16 protein-coding genes are annotated in these 18,127 nt (G+C 66.5%); 11 read left to right on the forward strand and 5 right to left on the reverse strand.

Features of this window, described 5'->3' with window-relative positions:
- Window positions 1–72 precede the first annotated feature (72 nt).
- Window positions 73–480: a hypothetical protein gene (locus OCK02_RS08680; RefSeq protein WP_263812709.1), complete on the reverse strand. Its 408-nt coding sequence runs from the start codon at window positions 478–480 to the stop codon at window positions 73–75.
- A 127-nt stretch (window positions 481–607) separates the two neighbouring features.
- Between OCK02_RS08680 and OCK02_RS08685 the strand changes: the two genes are divergently transcribed.
- The 3 genes from OCK02_RS08685 to OCK02_RS08695 all read left to right on the forward strand — a co-directional run bounded on the left by OCK02_RS08685 (window position 608) and on the right by OCK02_RS08695 (window position 3,754).
- Window positions 608–1,408: a helix-turn-helix domain-containing protein gene (locus OCK02_RS08685; RefSeq protein ID WP_263812710.1), complete on the forward strand. Its 801-nt coding sequence runs from the start codon at window positions 608–610 to the stop codon at window positions 1,406–1,408.
- 165 nt (window positions 1,409–1,573) lie between these two features.
- Window positions 1,574–3,199, forward strand: coding sequence for an exodeoxyribonuclease VII large subunit (xseA, locus tag OCK02_RS08690; protein WP_263812711.1), 1,626 nt, complete (start codon window positions 1,574–1,576; stop codon window positions 3,197–3,199).
- 87 nt (window positions 3,200–3,286) lie between these two features.
- A complete protein-coding gene (locus OCK02_RS08695; RefSeq protein ID WP_263812712.1) occupies window positions 3,287–3,754 on the forward strand; it encodes a group III truncated hemoglobin in 468 nt (155 codons plus the stop codon).
- An 82-nt stretch (window positions 3,755–3,836) separates the two neighbouring features.
- Here OCK02_RS08695 and OCK02_RS08700 read toward each other — a convergent pair whose 3' ends face one another.
- Together OCK02_RS08700 and OCK02_RS08705 are read right to left on the reverse strand one after the other, a co-directional pair.
- The gene (locus OCK02_RS08700) at window positions 3,837–4,502 is read right to left on the reverse strand and encodes an OmpA family protein (RefSeq protein WP_230807916.1); all 666 of its coding nucleotides are present in this window, start codon (window positions 4,500–4,502) and stop codon (window positions 3,837–3,839) included.
- Between the two features lie 138 nt (window positions 4,503–4,640).
- Window positions 4,641–5,666, reverse strand: a complete 1,026-nt coding sequence (locus tag OCK02_RS08705; RefSeq protein WP_263812713.1) for a histone deacetylase family protein — start codon at window positions 5,664–5,666, stop codon at window positions 4,641–4,643.
- A 526-nt stretch (window positions 5,667–6,192) separates the two neighbouring features.
- Here OCK02_RS08705 and OCK02_RS08710 point away from each other — a divergent pair.
- The 4 genes from OCK02_RS08710 (at window position 6,193) to OCK02_RS08725 (ending at window position 11,506) form a co-directional block, all read left to right on the forward strand.
- Entirely contained in the window at window positions 6,193–7,791 is a 1,599-nt protein-coding gene (locus tag OCK02_RS08710; protein ID WP_263812714.1) for a peptide ABC transporter substrate-binding protein, read from the forward strand.
- Window positions 7,792–7,853: 62 nt separating this feature from the next.
- Window positions 7,854–8,777: an oligopeptide ABC transporter permease OppB gene (gene oppB, locus OCK02_RS08715; RefSeq protein ID WP_263812715.1), complete on the forward strand. Its 924-nt coding sequence runs from the start codon at window positions 7,854–7,856 to the stop codon at window positions 8,775–8,777.
- A complete protein-coding gene (locus OCK02_RS08720) occupies window positions 8,770–9,903 on the forward strand; it encodes an ABC transporter permease (RefSeq protein ID WP_263812716.1) in 1,134 nt (377 codons plus the stop codon). The genes oppB and OCK02_RS08720 overlap by 8 nt, the downstream gene beginning before the upstream one ends.
- 1 nt (window position 9,904) lies before the next feature.
- Window positions 9,905–11,506, forward strand: a complete 1,602-nt coding sequence (locus tag OCK02_RS08725) for an ABC transporter ATP-binding protein (protein ID WP_263812717.1) — start codon at window positions 9,905–9,907, stop codon at window positions 11,504–11,506.
- 39 nt (window positions 11,507–11,545) lie between these two features.
- Here the strand turns inward: OCK02_RS08725 and OCK02_RS08730 are convergent, their stop codons facing one another.
- A complete protein-coding gene (locus tag OCK02_RS08730) occupies window positions 11,546–11,803 on the reverse strand; it encodes a hypothetical protein (RefSeq protein WP_263812718.1) in 258 nt (85 codons plus the stop codon).
- A 238-nt stretch (window positions 11,804–12,041) separates the two neighbouring features.
- On the opposite strand from OCK02_RS08730, the gene OCK02_RS08735 reads away from it, so the two are divergent.
- From OCK02_RS08735 to OCK02_RS08750, 4 genes are all read left to right on the forward strand, one after another.
- Window positions 12,042–12,737, forward strand: a complete 696-nt coding sequence (locus OCK02_RS08735) for an HAD-IA family hydrolase (RefSeq protein WP_412178787.1) — start codon at window positions 12,042–12,044, stop codon at window positions 12,735–12,737.
- A 2-nt stretch (window positions 12,738–12,739) separates the two neighbouring features.
- Entirely contained in the window at window positions 12,740–13,573 is an 834-nt protein-coding gene (locus OCK02_RS08740; RefSeq protein WP_412178788.1) for an aminoglycoside phosphotransferase family protein, read from the forward strand.
- Between the two features lie 138 nt (window positions 13,574–13,711).
- Window positions 13,712–14,302, forward strand: a complete 591-nt coding sequence (locus tag OCK02_RS08745; RefSeq protein ID WP_263812719.1) for an AAA family ATPase — start codon at window positions 13,712–13,714, stop codon at window positions 14,300–14,302.
- A 167-nt stretch (window positions 14,303–14,469) separates the two neighbouring features.
- Window positions 14,470–16,674: a methyl-accepting chemotaxis protein gene (locus tag OCK02_RS08750; RefSeq protein ID WP_263812720.1), complete on the forward strand. Its 2,205-nt coding sequence runs from the start codon at window positions 14,470–14,472 to the stop codon at window positions 16,672–16,674.
- Between the two features lie 163 nt (window positions 16,675–16,837).
- On the opposite strand, the gene dnaJ is transcribed toward OCK02_RS08750, so the two are convergent.
- The gene (dnaJ, locus tag OCK02_RS08755; RefSeq protein WP_263812721.1) at window positions 16,838–17,971 is read right to left on the reverse strand and encodes a molecular chaperone DnaJ; all 1,134 of its coding nucleotides are present in this window, start codon (window positions 17,969–17,971) and stop codon (window positions 16,838–16,840) included.
- Between the last annotated feature and the right edge of the window lie 156 nt (window positions 17,972–18,127).

Genomic DNA, 18,127 nt, shown 5'->3' on the forward strand with positions numbered 1-18,127 from the left:
TCTGTGCAGGCCGACGTCCGTGCAGGCCGAGAGGTCTCCCGGCCATGGTGCCGGAAGGCCTCGTTCAGCGTCTCAGGCCGTCGCTGCCCGCCGGCGGTGCAATCCGGCGACTTTCAGCAGCATGATGTCGAAGACGGCGACTGCGGCAACCGCGATCGCGGCGATGCCGGCCAGGGACAGGCCGTCGCGCCCGACGAGGAGGATGACGGCACTTCCGATCACCCAGGCCGCGTCGCCGGCGATGGCGAGGCGGACGGCATGCTCTGCCGGATGCGGCGGGCGCGCCGATGCCAGGTGAAAGATGCCCCAGCCGAGCAGGAATATGCCGATCGCCGTGACGATGCCGGATGAGGCGGCAGGGCCGGCGAGGCTGGCCACCTGACCGGAAAAGACGACAAGTCCGGCACCTGCCACGAGCGAGAAGGCGCCGTCGGCGAGCATGACGGCCTTGAGGAGATTGCGGTTGATGCTGGCAAGCATGGGATGCTCCTTTCGTTGCGAATGGGGCAATCCTCGACGACCCGGGTCGTAGAACCAATTACCTCTGAGGTAATGGATTTCTTTCCCGGTTTCGGTTTGATGGCGCGGAACGGAGAGGATCCAGGCCATGGAGTTCGGTGAACATCTCAAGGAATGGCGCGGCCATCGACGCATGAGCCAGCTTGGCCTGGCCGTGGAGGCGGGCATCTCCGCGCGCCACCTGTCCTTTCTGGAGACCGGCCGGTCGCGCCCGTCCGAGGGGATGATCCTGCGGCTTGCGGATGTGCTGGCGATCCCGGCGCGCGACCAGGGCATCCTCTTTTCCGCCGCCGGCTTCCGGCCACGCCACGAGACGCACCCCGCACGCGATCTGGAAGCCCTCCCGGCGCCCGTCGTCGAGGCGATCAGGCTGATCCTGGCCCGTCACGATCCCTATCCCGGCGTCGTCTTCGATCACGACTACAACGTGCTCGCCGCAAATGCCGCCTTCGGCGGCCTGGTGGCGATGGCGGGCACCGCGCTGAAGACCGGCGACAATTTCCTCGACGCCTATCTCGGGCCATCCCCGCTGCGGACCCTGATCGTCAACTGGCCGCGAACGGCGGCCGATCTCGTCCACCGCATCCGCGCCGACGCATGGCTGCAGGGCCCGCGCAGCGCGCTGGCAAGGAGGATCGAGCGGCTGGCGGCAGATCCGGCCGTGCGCGCTGCGATCGAGACCTATCCGGAGACCGAACGCCTGCCTGTCCTGCCGATCGAGATCCGGCACGGCGAAGAGCGCCTGACCTTCATCACCACGCTCACCTCGTTCGGGTCGGCGCAGGACGCGCTGGTGCAAGGTGTGCTGATCGAATCCTTCTTTCCCGGCGACGAGGCCACCCGCGCCTATTTCGAGGCGGCAGGCGGGCCGAAGACGAAGCGGGAATAGCCGAACCATGACCAGAGCATGGCACCGGCGGTGTGCCCAGCACACCTGCAGATCGATCGTGTCCGGGCCGCGGAATAGATCCGGCGCGAGGATGACGCCTCGTCTTTGCGGGGACGGTATGAGCGCCCCTCTGGCCACGCGGCGCGGAGCCGGTCAGAATGGGGCATGAGCATGTTTCCGGACAACGATTCGCCCACCAACCTTGCCGAATACTCCGTCTCGGAGCTTTCCGGGTCGATCAAGCGTACGGTCGAGCAGGCTTTCGACCAGGTGCGGGTGCGCGGCGAGATCTCCGGCTATCGCGGTCCCCATTCCTCCGGCCACGCCTATTTCAGCCTCAAGGACGACCGCGCCCGCATCGACGCGGTGATCTGGAAGGGCAGTTTTTCCAGGCTTCGCTTTCGCCCCGAGGAAGGGATGGAGGTGATCGCCACCGGCAAGATCACGACCTTCCCGGGATCGTCCAAGTACCAGATCGTCATCGAGACACTCGAGCCGGCCGGCGCCGGCGCGCTGATGGCACTGCTGGAGGAGCGCCGGCGCAAGCTCGCGGCCGAGGGCCTGTTCGACACCGGGCGCAAACGGCCGCTGCCGTTCATGCCGCATGTGATCGGCGTCGTGACCTCGCCGACCGGCGCAGTCATCCGCGATATCCTTCATCGCATTGCCGACCGCTTCCCGGTCCATGTGCTCGTCTGGCCCGTGAAGGTCCAGGGCGAGGGCTCGGGCGAGGAGGTCGCGGCCGCGATCAGGGGGTTCAACGCCCTGCAGCCGGGTGGGGCGATCCCGCGTCCGGATGTGCTGATCGTGGCGCGGGGCGGCGGTAGCCTGGAGGATCTCTGGAGCTTCAACGACGAGATCGTCGTCCGCGCCGCCGCGGCCTCTGCGATCCCGCTGATTTCCGCCGTTGGCCATGAGACAGACTGGACGTTGATCGACCATGCGGCCGACCGCCGCGCGCCGACGCCCACGGGGGCGGCCGAAATGGCCGTTCCGGTACGGGCCGACCTGGAGGCGGCGGTCTCCGCGCTCGCCGCGCGCCTGCGCGGGGCGGCGAGCCGCCAGATGGACGGCCGCCGCCAGGCGGTGCGCGCGCTCGCCCGGGCGCTGCCGTCGCTGGACCAGTTGCTCGCGCTGCCGCGCCGGCGCTTCGACGAGGCGGCCGCCGGCCTCGGCCGCGGCCTGCGGATGAACACGGTCAACAAGCGCCGCGCCTTCGAGCGCGTCGCCGCGCATGTGCGGCCGGAACTCCTGTCCGGCCGGATGGCCGAGCGCCGCCAGAGGCTTGCCGATGCGCTTCGGCGGGTGGACCGCGTCGTTGAGCGGCGCCTGGACCAGGGCCGCAGCAGGGTTGCCGCGCTGGATGCGTCCTTGCGGACGGCGCCGTCGCGCATCCTGGCAAGGGCCGGGCGCTCGCGGGACCGGCTGGCCGGGCTGGTGCTTCGCGCCGACGCAGCACTTGCCGCCGACCTTGCCCGCCGCAAGGCCCTGCTCATCGGCCAGGACCGGGTGCTGCAATCGCTGTCCTACAGGAACGTGCTCAGGCGCGGCTACACGCTTGTCCGCGACGAGATGGGACAGGCCGTCAAGCAGGCGGCGGATCTGCCGGAGGGAGCGGCCATGACGCTCGAGTTTTCCGATGGCACCATCGAGGCCGTGGCCGGCCAGCGCGCGCAGGGCGGGGACACGCCTCCCACAGCACCCGCCACCAAGCCGGCACCGCAAAAGCGTAGGCCCGCCAAGCCGGCGGAGGCCGCAGCCGACCCGCCGAAGCAGGGATCGCTGTTCTAACGCACGTCGCCCGACAGCGGGCGCCGGCCTCTGGTGCGGCGATGCGCCCGATTGCAGGGCTGGCGCGAAAGGCCTATCTGTCGTCGCATGGAACCCGTTGCAGACGATCGCCAGTCCCACTTTCAGCAGATCCGCACGCGCGCCGTCTCGGAGATGGCGGAGATCGGCGTGGATGCCGAATTCATCCCCGTGCTCGTGGACACCTTCTACGATCGCGTCCGGAACCACCCGCAACTCGGCCCGGTCTTCGAGGCGAGATTGGCGGGCCAGTGGCCGGAGCATCTGGCAAAGATGAAGCGCTTCTGGTCCGCCGTCGCCTTCAAGGACGGCGGATATCAGGGCAAGCCGGTGATGGCGCACCAGGGCATCGCCAATCTCGAGGCACCGCTGTTCAAGGTCTGGCTGGGCCTGTTTTCCGAAACGCTCGACGATATTGCGCCGAGCGCGGAAGCGAAGGACTGGTTCATGGCGACCGCCGAACGGATCGCGAAAAGCCTCGTGCTGTCATTGTTCTACAACCCCGCCGACGACGATCCCGCCCGCGGGAGCGCCTGAGCCGGCCGCTTTTCTCGCATGCAACACGAAAAACGCGCACCCCGTCGGGATGCGCGTTCGTTGTTGCGATGCGGCGGAGCGCTCAGCCCTGGCGCAGCGGCGAGATCGAGATTTCCACGCGCCGGTTCTGGGCGCGGCCGGCTTCGGTCGCGTTGGAGGCGATCGGGCGATCCTGCCCGTAGCCCATGGCCGACATGCGCCGCTGGTCGACGCCGCGCGAGCCCAGGTAATTGGCGACGGAATAGGCGCGGCGTTCCGAAAGCGCCTGGTTGTGGGCGGCGGAGCCGGTGGAATCGGTGTGACCGTCGACGTCGATCAGCGACCTGTTGAACTTGCGCAGCACGATCGCGACCGAATCGAGCGTCGGATAGAAGGCCGGCACGATCTGGTCCTGGTCGATGGCGAAGGTGATGTTGGACGGCATGTTCAGGATGATGCGGTCGCCTGCGCGGGTGACCGAGACGCCGGTGCCCTGCAGCTGCGCGCGCAGCTCCGCTTCCTGGTTGTCCATGTAATTGCCGATGGCACCGCCGGCGAGTGCGCCGACGCCTGCGCCGATCAGCGCGGCATTGCGCCGCTGCACGGGGTTGTTGCCGACGAGAAGGCCGGTCGCCGCACCGAGGCCCGCGCCGATCAGCGCGCCGCCGGCGGTATTGGAGACCTTCTGTTGACCCGTATAGGGATCGGTGGTGGTGCAGGCGGAGAGGTAGATGGCGGAGAGGGAGACGATTGCGATCTTCTTGTACATGGAGAGCTGGTTCCGAGCGTTTATCTTGATTCTGCTTCAAACTAGCGATTGCGGCGGCAAGATGGAACCTCTGATGTCCTTCCCGATTTCCCGGCCCGCAATTTCCGGCTGTGTTGCCGGCGGGCAACCCCCGGCCCCTCAGCCGGAGATTCCCTTCAGCACGTTGGCCACGTTCAGGCCGATCTCCGGCACGCCGTAGCCGCCTTCCATCACCACGAGCAGGGGCACGCCGTTTGCCGCGATCTTCCGCCCCATGTCGATGTAATCCGGCGATGTCAGCTTGAAGAAGGAGATTGGATCCTTCTCGAACGTGTCGACGCCGAGGGAGACGACGATCGCCTCCGCCCCGTAGGCTGCGATCTGCTTCAAGGCATCGTCCAGCGCGACCTTCCAGACGGAATAGGGCGTGCCGCGCCCCATCGGGTAGTTCCGCGTGGTGCCGGTGCCGTCGCCCGTGCCGGTTTCTTCCTCGTAGCCGAGGAAGTGCGGGAAGGCTTCCGCCGGGTCGCCGTGCAGCGAGGCGAAGAACACATCGCCGCGTTCGTAGAAGATGTCCTGCGTGCCGTTGCCGTGATGGAAATCGACGTCGAGCACGGCGACCTTTGCGGCCCCCTTGTCGAGCAGGCGCTGGGCGGCGACGGCGGCGTTGTTGATGAAGCAGTAGCCGCCGAAACTGTCGATGCCGGCATGGTGTCCCGGCGGGCGGCAGAGCGAGAAGGCGGCCCGGTGTCCCGCGGCGACAAGATCGGCGCCGTCGAGGGCCGACGACATCGAGGAGAGCGCGGCCTCCCAGGTCCCGGGCGAGATCGCGGTCTCGGCCGCGTTGCAGTAGTAGCCGAGCTGCCCGTCGATGTCGGTCGGGATGCGCGGTGAGGTCCGGCGCACGGGGAAGGAGGTAGCGATCGCCTCGCCCCGGTATCCGGCGGCCTCCCAGCGCTCCCATGCGGTCTCGAGGAAAGCGAGGTAGCCGGCGTCGTGCACCTTCAGCGCCGTCTCGAGCCCGTGCTTTGCCGGCGCCGCCACATCGTTGAAGCCCGCCTCCTTGACCGCCGTGAGAATCCATTCCGCCCGGAACGGGGCCTCGAAAGGCGGCACGAGCTCGCCGCCGCTCAGCTCGGTCCTGGCATTTCTGAGCTTGTGGTCCTCGGAGAAGATGACGCGCATGTGGGGCTCCCGGTTCGGTCGAGGCGACGTTAGCCTCGAAGCGGCCTGCGAGGCAAGGCGGGCGAAGCATGCGCACTTCCGCCCCCGCACGGCCGCTCTTGGACCGCTCCCTCGCCATGTCATCCACAGCGGCAGATGCTACCATAGATGGAAAACGACAACAGGTCTTCGAAAATTCCACCCGCCGGGTTGGAGGACGTGGGGGGAGCAACACCGCTCTGCCGTCCGCGAACGAAAGATGATTGCGGCGCGCCTGCGCGATTCCACATATTACGTACACGGCAGGTCTTTTTTCGCAAAATTGCGCAGCGACCATGGCGTGCAATTTGACGATGCCTCACCGGTCCTGTTGATCCGGTCTGGGACACGGCGGCGGGAAACGGCTGACCCTGCAATCAGGGCGTTCACCTTGCGCAAGAGGCTCGACCGATTTGAGGCGTCCTGATGCAATACTCCTTGCGTTTGCGGCTTTTCTGGCTTTCACTCCGGCCTTCAAAGCAAAAACAACGACGGGGAAGGTAAAACAATGACACCTCGAATTCTCAACCTGCGCGCTGCCCTCGTGCTGGGTGCAGCCCTGCTCGCCAGCAGCCCGGCGCTGGCCGAGGCGGTCCTTCATCGCGGCAATGCCGGCGAGCCGCAGACGCTCGACCAGGCCCACACTTCGATCAACATCGAGGAATTCATCCTCAAGGACCTCTACGAGGGCCTGACGATCTATGACGCCAGCGGCAAGATCGTGCCCGGCGCCGCCGAGACCTGGGACCTCTCCGACGACGGCCTGACCTACACGTTCAAGCTGCGCGCCGATGCCAAGTGGTCCGACGGATCGCCGGTCACCGCCGAGGATTTCGTGTTCTCCTACCAGCGCGTCGAGGATCCGAAGACAGCCGCGGGCTACGCCAATATCCTCTATCCGATCAAGAATGCCGAAAAGGTCAACAAGGGCGAGGTTCCGCCCACCGAGCTCGGTGTGAAGGCGATCGACGAGAAGACGCTGGAAGTCACGCTCGAACGCCCGACCCCCTTCTTCCTGGAACTGCTGGCCCACCAGACGGCGCTGCCGGTGTCCAAGGCGAGCGTCGAAAAGAACGGCGCCGATTTCGTCAAGCCGGGCACCATGGTCTCCAACGGCGCCTTCAAGCTCGTCAGCCACGTGCCGAACGACAATCTCGTGATGGAGAAGAACCCCAGCTACTGGGATGTCGCCAACGTCAAGCTGGACAAGGTGATCTTCTACCCGATCGACGACCAGGCAGCCTCGGTCCGCCGCTTCGAGGCGAAGGAGATGGATCTCGTCTACAACTTCTCCGCCGACCAGATCGACCGCCTGCGCGGCGCCTATGGCGACCAGGTCCACGTCTCGCCGACGCTGGCCACCTACTACTACGCCTTCGACACCCGCCAGGAGCCCTATAGCGACGTGCGCGTGCGCCAGGCACTGTCCATGGCCGTCGACCGAGACTTCCTCGCCAAGGAGATCTATTCGGGCTCGCAGATCCCGGCCTACTCCATGGTTCCCCCGGGCATCGAAACCTACGGCGAGCCGTCCAAGGCCGATTTTGCCACGCTGTCGCAGCTCGACCGCGAGGACAAGGCGATCGCCCTGATGAAGGAAGCGGGATACGGCGAGGGCGGCAAGCCGCTGAATATCGAGATCCGCTACAACACCAACCCGAACCATGAGCGCGTAGCGACGGCGGTCGCCGACATGTGGAAGAACACCTTCGGTGCCAATGTCTCGATGGTCAATCTCGATGTCTCCTCGCACTACGCCTACCTGCAGGAAGGCGGCAAGTTCAACGTCGCCCGCGCCGGCTGGGTGGCCGACTATGCCGATGCCGAGAACTTCCTCGCCCTCAGCCTGAGCTCCAACAAGACCTTCAACTACGGTCACTACGAGAACCCCGAGTTCGACGACCTCATGAAGAAGTCCTATGCGGAGGTCGATCCGGCCGCCCGCTCGAAGCTGATGCACGAGGCCGAGGCCCTGCTGATGCGGGACCAGCCGATTGCACCGTTCCTGACGCAGGCGGATCTCTGGCTCGTTTCCGGCCGGGTGCAGGGCTGGCATGACAATGCCGCCAACCAGCACCTGAGCCGCTTCCTCAGCGTTTCCGAGTAACATTGCGACAAGGAGGCGGCGCGCGGGCCCGATCCGCGCGCCGCCTCACGGGAGTACGGGCAATGATAGCCTTTGTCTTGCGCCGCCTTGCGAGCGCCGTGCCGACGCTGTTCATCGTCGTCACGATTTCCTTCTTCCTGATGCGGTTTGCCCCCGGTGGCCCCTTCAATCTCGAGCGCCCGCTGCCCCCGGCGACGATGGAGAACCTGGTCCGCACCTACCAGCTCGACCAGCCGCTCTGGCGCCAGTACGTGACCTACATCACCAACGCGGTCACCGGCGATTTCGGCCCCAGCTACATCTACAAGGACAATTCGGTCGCCGAACTCATCGGCAAGGGCCTGCCCTATTCGATGGAACTCGGCTTCTATGCGCTGCTGCTCGCGCTTGTCGGCGGCGTCACCATGGGCACGGTGGCCGCCTTACGCCAGAACAGCGCGCTCGACTTCTCCATCATGTCGCTTGCGACCGTCGGCACCACGGTGCCGAACTTCGTCGTCGGCCCGGTCCTGACGCTGGTCTTCGCCATCGCGCTGTCCTGGCTGCCGGCCGGCGGCTGGGGCGACGGTTCGCTGCGCTTCCTCATCCTGCCGATGATCGCGCTGGCCCTGCCGCAGCTCGCCGTGTTCGCGCGTCTTACCCGCGGCTCGATGATCGAAGCCCTGCACGCCGACCATATCCGCACCGCGCGCGCCTATGGCTTGCCGTCGCGGGTCGTCGTCGTCACCCATGCCATGCGTGGGGCGATGCTGCCAGTCGTCTCCTATCTGGCGCCCTGCGCCGCGGCCCTGCTGACGGGCTCCGCCGTGGTGGAGACGATCTTCACCATTCCCGGCGTCGGCCGCTATTTCGTGCTCGGCGCGATCAACCGCGACTACACGCTGGTGATGGGGACGGTGATCCTGATCGCCATCTTCGTCATCGTCTTCAATCTTTTGGTCGACATCCTCTACGGCCTTCTCGATCCGAGGGTCCGCCATGACTGATCTTGCCGCAACACCGGTCAACGAGCCGCCGAAGACGGTGAGCCGCAGCCTGTTCCAGCTCGCGCTGATCCGCTTCCGCCGCAACAGGGCGGCGATGGCCGGCTGCGTCACGCTGTTCCTGATCGCGCTGTTCTCCTTCGTCGGGCCGCTGTTCGTCCCGCACACCTATGACCAGGTGTTCTCGTCCTACGTGACGGTTCCGCCAAGCCTTCAGCCGCGTCCGGATACCTCGACGCTGCAGGATGTGATGGAGGGCGTTGCCGGCCGCGCGCGCGTCAATCTCGACGCGTTCGCCGTGGAGGGGCAGGCCTTTACCGCCACGATCAGCGCCGAAGAGCCGATCGACCCGCGCGCGACGCGCTATTTCGACCGCGCCAACGAGTTCAGGGACACCAAGATCGAGGCGACCGAGAACGACGGCCGCGTTCTCAAACTCAGCGGCCAGGTGAGCCGGGAATATTTCCTCTTCGGCACCGATCCCAACGGTCGCGACCTGCTGGCACGCGTCATGCTGGGCGGGCAGATCTCCATCGCCGTCGGCCTGCTCGCAAGCCTCGTCTCGCTTGGCATCGGCGTCGTCTATGGCGCGACCTCGGGCTATATCGGCGGGCGTGTCGACAACGTCATGATGCGCTTCGTCGAAATCCTCTATTCGCTGCCCTTCGTCTTCCTCGTCGTCGTGCTCGTCGTGTTCTTCGGCCGCAGCTTCGTGCTGATCTTCCTGGTCATCGGTGCGGTCGAATGGCTCGACATGGCGCGCATCGTGCGTGGGCAGACGCTGGCGCTGAAGCGGCGCGAGTTCGTCGGCGCCGCCCAGGCGCTGGGGCTGAGCGACTGGCAGATCATCCGCCGCCACATCATCCCGAACACGATCGGCCCGGTGATCGTCTTCGTCACCGTCGTGGTGCCCAAGGTGATCCTGCTGGAGAGCTTCCTCTCCTTCCTCGGCCTCGGCGTGCAGGCGCCGCTGACGAGCTGGGGCGCGCTGATCTCGGAAGGCGCCAACAACATCCAATCTGCGCCCTGGCTTTTGATCTTCCCCTCGATCCTCTTCGTCGCCACCCTGTTCTCGCTGAACTTCGTCGGCGACGGCCTGCGCGATGCGTTCGACCCGAAGGACCGCTGAGATGGCCGACAAGAACGAAACCATCCTCGCCATCCGCGACCTGAAGGTGGACTTTGCGACGCCGGACGGCACCGTCAACGCCGTCAAGGGCATCAGCCTGGACGTTCGGGCGGGCGAGACGCTGGCCGTCGTCGGCGAGTCCGGCTCCGGCAAGAGCCAGACCATGATGGGCATCATGGGCCTGCTCGCCCGCAACGGCACGGTCACCGGCTCGGCAACCTACCGCGGCCGGGAACTGATCGGCCTGCCGCCGTCGGAGCTGAACAAGGTCCGCGGCGCCAAGGTCACCATGATCTTCCAGGAGCCGATGACCTCGCTCGATCCGCTCTATCCGATCGGCCGACAGATCGCCGAACCGATCGTCCATCACCGCGGCGGCAGCTACCGGGAGGCGCGCAAGCGCGTGCTGGAACTCCTCGAGCTCGTCGGCATCCCCGAGCCCGCCCGGCGCATCGACAGCTATCCGCACGAGCTCTCGGGCGGCCAGCGCCAGCGTGTGATGATCGCCATGGCGCTCGCCAATGATCCCGACATCCTGATCGCCGACGAGCCGACGACCGCGCTCGACGTCACCATCCAGGCCCAGATCCTCAAGCTCCTGCGCTCGCTGCAGGAGCGCTTCGGCATGGCGATCGTGCTGATCACCCACGACCTCGGCATCGTTCGGCACTTCGCCGAACGCGTGGCCGTGATGCGGCGCGGCGAGGTGGTGGAGCAGGGGACGACGGCCGACATCTTCGAGCGGCCGACATCGGACTATACGAAGATGCTGCTTGCCGCCGAGCCGCACGGGCGCAAGGCGTCGCCGCCCGACACGGCCCCGATCATCCTGGAGGGTCGCGACGTCGTCGTCGACTACCGGATCGGCGGCGGGCTGTTCTCGGGCGGCAAGTCGATGTTTCGCGCGGTCGACCGGGTCACGGTGCGGCTGAGGGAGGGCCAGACGATCGGCGTCGTCGGCGAATCCGGTTCCGGCAAATCGACGCTCGGGCGCGCGCTCCTGCGCCTGATTCCCGGCGCCGGCTATTACCGCTTTGGTACGACCGACATCTCGGGCTACGACCGTTCGCGCATGCGTCCCCTGCGCAAGGCGATGCAGCTCGTCTTCCAGGATCCCTACGGATCGCTTTCGCCGCGGCAGACGGTGGGCGAAGTCATCACCGAGGGCTTGCTGGTGCACGAGCCGGATCTCGGCAAGGCCGAGCGCGACCGGCGCGCGGTCGCGGCCCTCAAGGAGGTCGGGCTCGATCCCGAGGCACGCAATCGCTATCCGCACGAGTTTTCCGGCGGCCAGCGCCAGCGCATCGCCATCGCCCGGGCGATGATCCTCAAGCCGAAGGTGGTCATCCTCGACGAGCCGACCTCGGCGCTCGACCGCTCGGTGCAGGGCCAGGTGATCGATCTCCTGCGCCGGCTGCAGGACACCCACCGGCTCTCCTACATCTTCATCAGCCACGATCTTTCCGTCGTCAGGGCGATGTCAGACTATGTCGTGGTGATGAAGGACGGACGGATCGTCGAGGAGGGGGAGACCGACCGCATATTCGATGCGCCGGCCAATGCCTATACGAAGGCGCTGATCGGCGCCGCCTTCCACGTCTGACCACCGGCCGACGACAGGATCCGCGACGACCGTTCGACGTCACCTGTTGCTGTCGGGCTCGGGGTAGGAGTAGGGCTGGCGTTTCTCCTGGCCGTCCTGCCGGAACATCTTGAAGCTGAAGGTCGAGCCGGACCGCATCGCCTGGCGCATGCTGGTCTTGCCGTGAACCACCACCGGCAACTGGTAGGGTGCGTTTTCGGCGGGCTCCGGCGGAGCAGACCATGCGTCGCCGGTGGCCAGTGCGCTGCCGGCCATCGCGCAAGCGGCCGCGAGGACGAGAATGGTTCGCATGCGCATCGTGACACCCCCTGGCCGGTCACCCGGCCGTTTGGCGCCCCTTTCCTGCATTCCGCGGGACCGGCGCCTCTTGATGAAAGATAAGCGTCATTGCGCGCTTGCGCCAGTATCCCGGGGCTGAATGGACTGTACACCAAAGGAGAGGCTTTCCCGATCGTGAACGCCCCGGCGTTGCCTCTTCGGCGCGGGCGCTGTATCCCGGGATCGCGCGCCCTCCCGGCGCACCCTTTTCCGGCAGATGGATGGACAAGACGTGGACGCACAGACCTTTCCGATCTTCGGCAAGACCTTCGATGCCTTACTGTTCGACATGGACGGCACGCTCATCAATTCGATTGCGGCGACCGAGCGCGTCTGGGGCAACTGGGCCCGCCGGCACGGGCTCGATGTCGCGGCGTTCCTGCCGACCATGCACGGCCGGCGCGGCATCGATACGATCACGGCCCTCGACCTGCCGGGCGTCGATCCGCTGGCCGAGGCACGCGAGATCGAGCGCGGCGAGATCGACGACGTGGAGGGCGTGGTGGCGATCGATGGCGCGATCGCGTTCCTCTCCGCTTTGCCGCCGGACCGTTGGGCGATCGTGACGTCGGCCCCGGTCGCGCTGGCAAGGCGAAGGCTCGAGGCGGCGGGCATCGCACTGCCGAAGACAATGGTGACGTCCGAGGACGTCAAGGTCGGCAAGCCCTCGCCGGAAGGCTACCTGCTCGCCGCCGCGCGACTCGGCGTCGATCCCGCCCGCTGCCTCGTGTTCGAGGACGTCGAGGCCGGGGTGACGGCCGGCGAGAGCGCCGGCGCCGGCGTCGTGGTCGTCACGGCGACGCATGCCGATGATCTGGCGACGGCGCATCCGTCAATCGACAGCTACCGGCAATTGCGCCTCGAAGTTGCCGCGGGCGGCCTGCTGTCGCTGGCGTTGGCGACAACCGGCTGAGCATGGCCACGGGCGCAACCGACCCCATACTCGATCCCTATGTCCGCACATGGTCGCTGGTGGCGGATGGCGATGCGGTCGTCACGCCGACGAGCCGTCTGCTCCCCGTACGATGGCGCCACCGTTCGGCGATGCTGAAGGTGGCGACAGTGCCGGAGGAAGCGTCCGGCGGCCGGCTTATGGCCTGGTGGGACGGCGATGGCGCGGCCGCTGTCTATGCGCAGGCGGGCGAGGCGATCCTGCTCGAGCGCGCCCTCGGCCCGCGTTCGCTCGCCGCCTGCGCCCGAAATGGCCGCGACGACGAGGCGACGCGCATTCTGTGCCGGGCGGTGCGCCGTCTTCACGCTCCCCGAACCGGGCCGATTCCGGAACTGATCCCGCTCGACCGGTGGTTCGAGGCGCTCGGGCCCGGCGCGAACGCCCATGGCGGCATCCTGACCCGGGCCGCGGCGACCGCGCGTGATCTCCTTGCCGGCCAGCGCGACGTCGTTGTCCTTCACGGCGACGTCCATCACGACAATTTCCTGGATTTCGGCGATCGCGGCTGGCTGGCGATCGATCCCAAGGGACTGCGCGGCGAGCGTTGCTTCGACCTCGCCAACATCTTCTGCAATCCCGACCTCGCCGATCCTTCGATCCCGGTGGCGACGCGCCCGGAGCGCTTCGAGGCCCGCCTCGAGATCGTTTGCGCCGAAACCGGGCTGGACAAACGCCGGTTGCTGCAATGGATCCTCGCCTGGGCGGGATTGTCGGCCGTCTGGTACCTCGATGACGACATGTCGGCCGACATCGACCTCGGCATCGCCGCCCTCGCCGCGGCCGCCCTCGATCGCTGAACACCGTTTGACGCCCGCGTGGCGGATATGGGAAGTAATGTAAGCTGCCGTCGGGCACGCTCCCATCCTTCCCGGACTTCGCTACGAATTGCCATCGCGCGAGATGGGCCATGGCGTTGCTCAAGCATGGAGAATGTCATGTCCGACGAGACCGATCAGTTCCACCAGCCGGCGGATCCCGCCGGCAATTTCGTCCTCCTCTCAGGCTGTTCGGGCGGCGGCAAATCCACTCTGCTTACGGCATTGAGGGCACAAGGGTTTCCTGCCTTCGAGGAGCCGGGGCGTCAGGTCGTCAAGGAGCAGATGCTGATCGACGGCCCGGGCCTGCCCTGGCGGGATCAGGCCCTCTTCGCCGAACTGTGCGTCTTCTGCGCCATCCAGCAGATGCAGGCGGCTGCCGAAAGCGCCGGCCCGGTCTTCTTCGACCGCGGTATCGTCGATGCGGTGGCGTTCTTCGACTATCTCGGCCGCGACGTTCCCGTCCATCTCGAAAGGGCGGCACGGCTGCTGCGCTACAATGCCACCGTCTTTCTCACCCCGCCCTGGCCCGAAATCTATGCGGGCGACGACGAGCGCAGGCATTCCTACGACGAGGCCGTCGCGCAGTACGATGCTTCGCTGAAGACGTTTGCCAGGCTCGGCTACCGGCCGGTCGAACTGCCGAGGGCCTCGGTCGGGGAACGGGTCGATTTTGTGCTTGCCTGCCTGGAAACCGCTGCCGCGGTCTGATGTCGCACCGTGCCGTATCTTCCGTGCAGACCAGGCCTCGAACGTCTGGAAACCCGGTGAGCCATGACAAAACGCAATGACGATATGTTAATGCCTGACTGAAATGCATGGCGTGACGCATGATCGCGTCGTTGGAACGGCATGAGGCCCGGAAACCAGAGGCTCTCATGCGTATCACCGACATCTCCATCAATCGGCGGCTTTGGCTTGCCGTCCTTCTTCCCCTCCTGGCAATGGGCTATCTCGCATCGCTCCAGGTTTCCGACATGTGGGCTTCCTACAAACGTATGGAAGTAGTGGTGACCGTCAGCGACAACATGGCGATCATCGGCGAGATGGTGCACGCGATCCAGATCGAAAGAGCGCGTAGCGCCGAGTTCGTCGGCTCTGCCGGAAAGCGCGGCGCATCCGAGCTGAGTGCGGCGCGCAAGGAAAGCGACGCCGCACTGCGCAAGCTGCCGGCGTTCCAGAGTGGCGTCGGGACGCTCGAGGATGCGCGTCTGCAGGAGAAGGCGAAGAGTCTCGATGACACGGTGAGGCTGCTGGAAACGACGCGGCAGGCGATCGACGGCGCCGCCCTGTCCGGCCAGCAATCCTTCGAGGCCTACACCGGCATCATCGGCGCTTTGGCCGCATTGTCCAACGACCTGTCGGTGCGGGGACTGGGGTCAGCGATCTCCGCCGAGGTCGTCGCCTATACCCAGCTGATGCAGGCGAAGGAGATCGCAGGACAGGAGCGCGCCACCGGAACCGGTTTCATCAGGGCGGGGCGGCCCGATGCCGATCGTCTTGTCGCCTTCGCGCAGATGGCGGGTGCGCAGAGCGCCCTGCTCGACGATTTCCTGTCCCTCCAGGACCAGGAACTGCGCGGCAGCTATGCCGCCGACCTCGACGTTGTTGCTCTCGGCGAGATCGAAGCCGTTCGCCGTACGATCGTTGCAGGCGGAGCGGCGGCCGATCTCACCGGCCTCGACAGCCTGAAGTGGTTTGCCGCGACCACACGGCGCATTGATGCCATGCGGCAGGTCGAAACCAAAAGCCTCGCGCATCTGTCGCAGATGGCAGAGTCCGATGCTGCCGGAGCGCTTGCAGGCTTGGTCATGATCCTGGTCCTGTGCATCGGCGGCGGCATCGTCATGATCGGCCTTTCGGGCTTCATGGCTGCGACGATCGTCCGGCCGCTCAACAGGATGGTTGCGGCGATGCGGGCGCTAGCCGGCGGCGATCTCGAGGCGCGTGATACGGGCGCGGGTCGCAAGGACGAGATCGGCGACATGGCGCGTGCGGTCGAGGTCTTCCGCGAAGCGGCCATCCGCAACGGCGCGCTCGAGGCGGAAGCGGCAGCGTCCCGGGAAAGGGCCGAGCAGGAGCGCATCGAGACGCAGCGCCGGGCCGAGGCGGACGCGGAGGAGCGCCTGAACCGGGCCACCGGCACGCTGGCCGCCGGCCTCCGCAAACTGGCCGCCGGCGACCTGCTCTGCGAAATCGACGAGCCGTTCGCGCCGCAGTTCGAGGCCCTTCGCCAGGACTTCAACAGCTCGGCCAGCCAGCTGCGTCGCACGCTTCTCAGCGTCGGCCGATCGGTCCTGACGGTCAACAGCGGCGCTGCCGAGGTGTCTGCCGCATCCGACGATCTGTCGCGCCGCACCGAACAGCAGGCTGCTTCGCTCGAGGAGACCGCCGCGGCGCTGGAGCAGATCACTGCCAACGTTGCGGCAACCTCGAGCCGGTCGACCGAAGCGCGCGACGTGACGCAGGAAGCGCATGCGAAGGCCGGAAGATCCGGCGAGGTCGTCCGCGAGGCCGTTGCGGCGATGGAACGGATCGAGCACGCCTCGGGACAGATCAGCCAGATTATCGGCGTCATCGACGAGATCGCCTTTCAGACGAACCTCCTGGCCTTGAACGCAGGCGTCGAGGCGGCGCGCGCCGGCGACGCCGGCAAGGGCTTTGCGGTCGTGGCCCAGGAAGTGCGGGAATTGGCCCAGCGTTCCGCCGCCGCGGCGCGCGAGATCAAGACGCTGATCGGCAATTCCGAGGTTGCCGTCGCAGAAGGCGTAAGGCTCGTCTCCGACACCGGTGATGGGCTGGCGGACATCGTGCAACTGGTGCAGCAGGTCAACATGCATATGGAGGCGATCGCGACGGCCGCCCATGAGCAGTCCGCCGGCCTTTCGCAGGTCAATACCGCCGTGAACCACATGGACCAGGCAACGCAGCAGAACGCCGCAATGGTGGAGGAAATGAATGCGGCCGGGGCGGGGCTTGCGCAGGAGAGCGGCACGCTGGAACGGCTGCTCGCCGGTTTCCGGTTGTCCGATCAGGCGCAAGCCGCCTTCGACTACCGTGAGCCCGAGCAGCTGCGCGCCTAGCCAGCGCAGTGGCCTTCGGAGGGCCGCGACAAACGAGCGAGGCCGCCCGCGGTTCGATCACGGGCGGCCTCCAGTTCTGACTGCAAGAGATGCCTCGTTCTCCGGATCCCGTCTCGACACAGCATGGGACACTCAGCGGGCTGGAGGGGGGTGTTCGGGGCGCTCAGCCCTCGAAGAATTCCTTCATCCGGGCGAAGAAGCCGGTCGATTCCGGGTTGTTGTCCTTCGAGGAGATTTCCTCGAACTCCCTGAGCAGTTCGCGCTGCCGCTTGGTCAGCTTCTGCGGCGTCTCGATCATGATCTGGATATAGAGGTCGCCGACCTGGCTGGAGCGAAGCACCGGCATGCCCTTGCCCTTCAGGCGGAACTGCCGGCCGTTCTGCGTGCCCTCCGGCACCGTCACGCGTGATTTCGTGCCGTCGAGCGTGGAGACGTCGAAGGTGCCGCCGAGCGCCGCCGTTGTCATGGAGATCGGCACGCTGCAGTGCAGGTCCGCGCCGTCACGCTGGAAGATCTCGTGGGGCTTGACGGACAGGAAGATGTAGAGGTCGCCGGCCGGCCCGCCGCGCACGCCCGCCTCGCCTTCGCCGGCAAGACGGATCCGGGTGCCGTCCTCGATCCCTTGCGGGATGTTGACCGAGAGCGACCGCTCCTCGGTCACGCGGCCATGGCCGTGGCACTTGGTGCAGGGGTCAGGAATGGTCGTTCCGCGGCCCTGGCACGTCGGACAGGTGCGTTCGATCGAGAAGAAGCCCTGCGCGGCGCGCACGCGTCCCGCACCTTGGCAGGTGGAGCAGGTCTGCGGCTTGGTACCCGGCTTGGCGCCGGTTCCGGTGCAGACGTCGCAGGTGATCGAGGTGGGGACACGGATCTGCGCCGTCTTGCCGGTGAAGGCCTCTTCCAGCGAGATCTCCATGTTGTAGCGCAGGTCCGCGCCGCGTTCGCGTCCGCCCGACGAGCGCCGCTGGCGGCCGCCGCCCATCATCTCGCCGAAGATGTCCTCGAAGATGTCGGAGAAGCCGCCGGCACCGAAGCCTGCGCCGCCCATGCCGCCGCCACCCATGCCGCCATGCTCGAAGGCTGCATGGCCGTAGCGGTCGTAGGCGGCCCGCTTCTGCGGGTCCTTCAGGATCTCGTAGGCTTCGTTGACTTCCTTGAACCGGATCTCGGCCGTCGCATCCCCGGGATTCTTGTCGGGGTGGTATTTCATCGCCATCTTGCGAAAGGCGCTCTTCAGCTCCTTCTCGTCAGCGGTTCTGGGAACACCCAGCGTCTCGTAGAAGTCAGTCTTAGCCATATCACTGCCGCGCCCGTCTCGTGAACGGTGTCTTTGTTCGTTGAAGGTGGAAATGCCAGCCGCAGCTCGATGTATCCGGCTTCACGGCGAAAAAGCAAGGCGGCGGCGTCGCGGGAACAGAGGAAACCATGACATCGTCGCCGCCTCGAACGGGAT

The sequence above is a fragment of the Rhizobium sp. TRM96647 genome (assembly GCF_025780115.1).
GTDB lineage: Bacteria > Pseudomonadota > Alphaproteobacteria > Rhizobiales > Rhizobiaceae > Mycoplana.

Bases quoted from the DNA above. Each gene is read 5' to 3' on its own strand.
- OCK02_RS08680 (WP_263812709.1), bottom strand. From the start codon at position 480: ATGCTTGCCAGCATCAACCGCAATCTCCTCAAGGCCGTCATGCTCGCC.
- OCK02_RS08685 (WP_263812710.1), top strand. From the start codon at position 608: ATGGAGTTCGGTGAACATCTCAAGGAATGGCGCGGCCATCGACGCATG.
- xseA (WP_263812711.1), top strand. From the start codon at position 1,574: ATGAGCATGTTTCCGGACAACGATTCGCCCACCAACCTTGCCGAATAC.
- OCK02_RS08695 (WP_263812712.1), top strand. From the start codon at position 3,287: ATGGAACCCGTTGCAGACGATCGCCAGTCCCACTTTCAGCAGATCCGC.
- OCK02_RS08700 (WP_230807916.1), bottom strand. From the start codon at position 4,502: ATGTACAAGAAGATCGCAATCGTCTCCCTCTCCGCCATCTACCTCTCC.
- OCK02_RS08705 (WP_263812713.1), bottom strand. From the start codon at position 5,666: ATGCGCGTCATCTTCTCCGAGGACCACAAGCTCAGAAATGCCAGGACC.
- OCK02_RS08710 (WP_263812714.1), top strand. From the start codon at position 6,193: ATGACACCTCGAATTCTCAACCTGCGCGCTGCCCTCGTGCTGGGTGCA.
- oppB (WP_263812715.1), top strand. From the start codon at position 7,854: ATGATAGCCTTTGTCTTGCGCCGCCTTGCGAGCGCCGTGCCGACGCTG.
- OCK02_RS08720 (WP_263812716.1), top strand. From the start codon at position 8,770: ATGACTGATCTTGCCGCAACACCGGTCAACGAGCCGCCGAAGACGGTG.
- OCK02_RS08725 (WP_263812717.1), top strand. From the start codon at position 9,905: ATGGCCGACAAGAACGAAACCATCCTCGCCATCCGCGACCTGAAGGTG.
- OCK02_RS08730 (WP_263812718.1), bottom strand. From the start codon at position 11,803: ATGCGCATGCGAACCATTCTCGTCCTCGCGGCCGCTTGCGCGATGGCC.
- OCK02_RS08735 (WP_412178787.1), top strand. From the start codon at position 12,042: ATGGATGGACAAGACGTGGACGCACAGACCTTTCCGATCTTCGGCAAG.
- OCK02_RS08740 (WP_412178788.1), top strand. From the start codon at position 12,740: ATGGCCACGGGCGCAACCGACCCCATACTCGATCCCTATGTCCGCACA.
- OCK02_RS08745 (WP_263812719.1), top strand. From the start codon at position 13,712: ATGTCCGACGAGACCGATCAGTTCCACCAGCCGGCGGATCCCGCCGGC.
- OCK02_RS08750 (WP_263812720.1), top strand. From the start codon at position 14,470: ATGCGTATCACCGACATCTCCATCAATCGGCGGCTTTGGCTTGCCGTC.
- dnaJ (WP_263812721.1), bottom strand. From the start codon at position 17,971: ATGGCTAAGACTGACTTCTACGAGACGCTGGGTGTTCCCAGAACCGCT.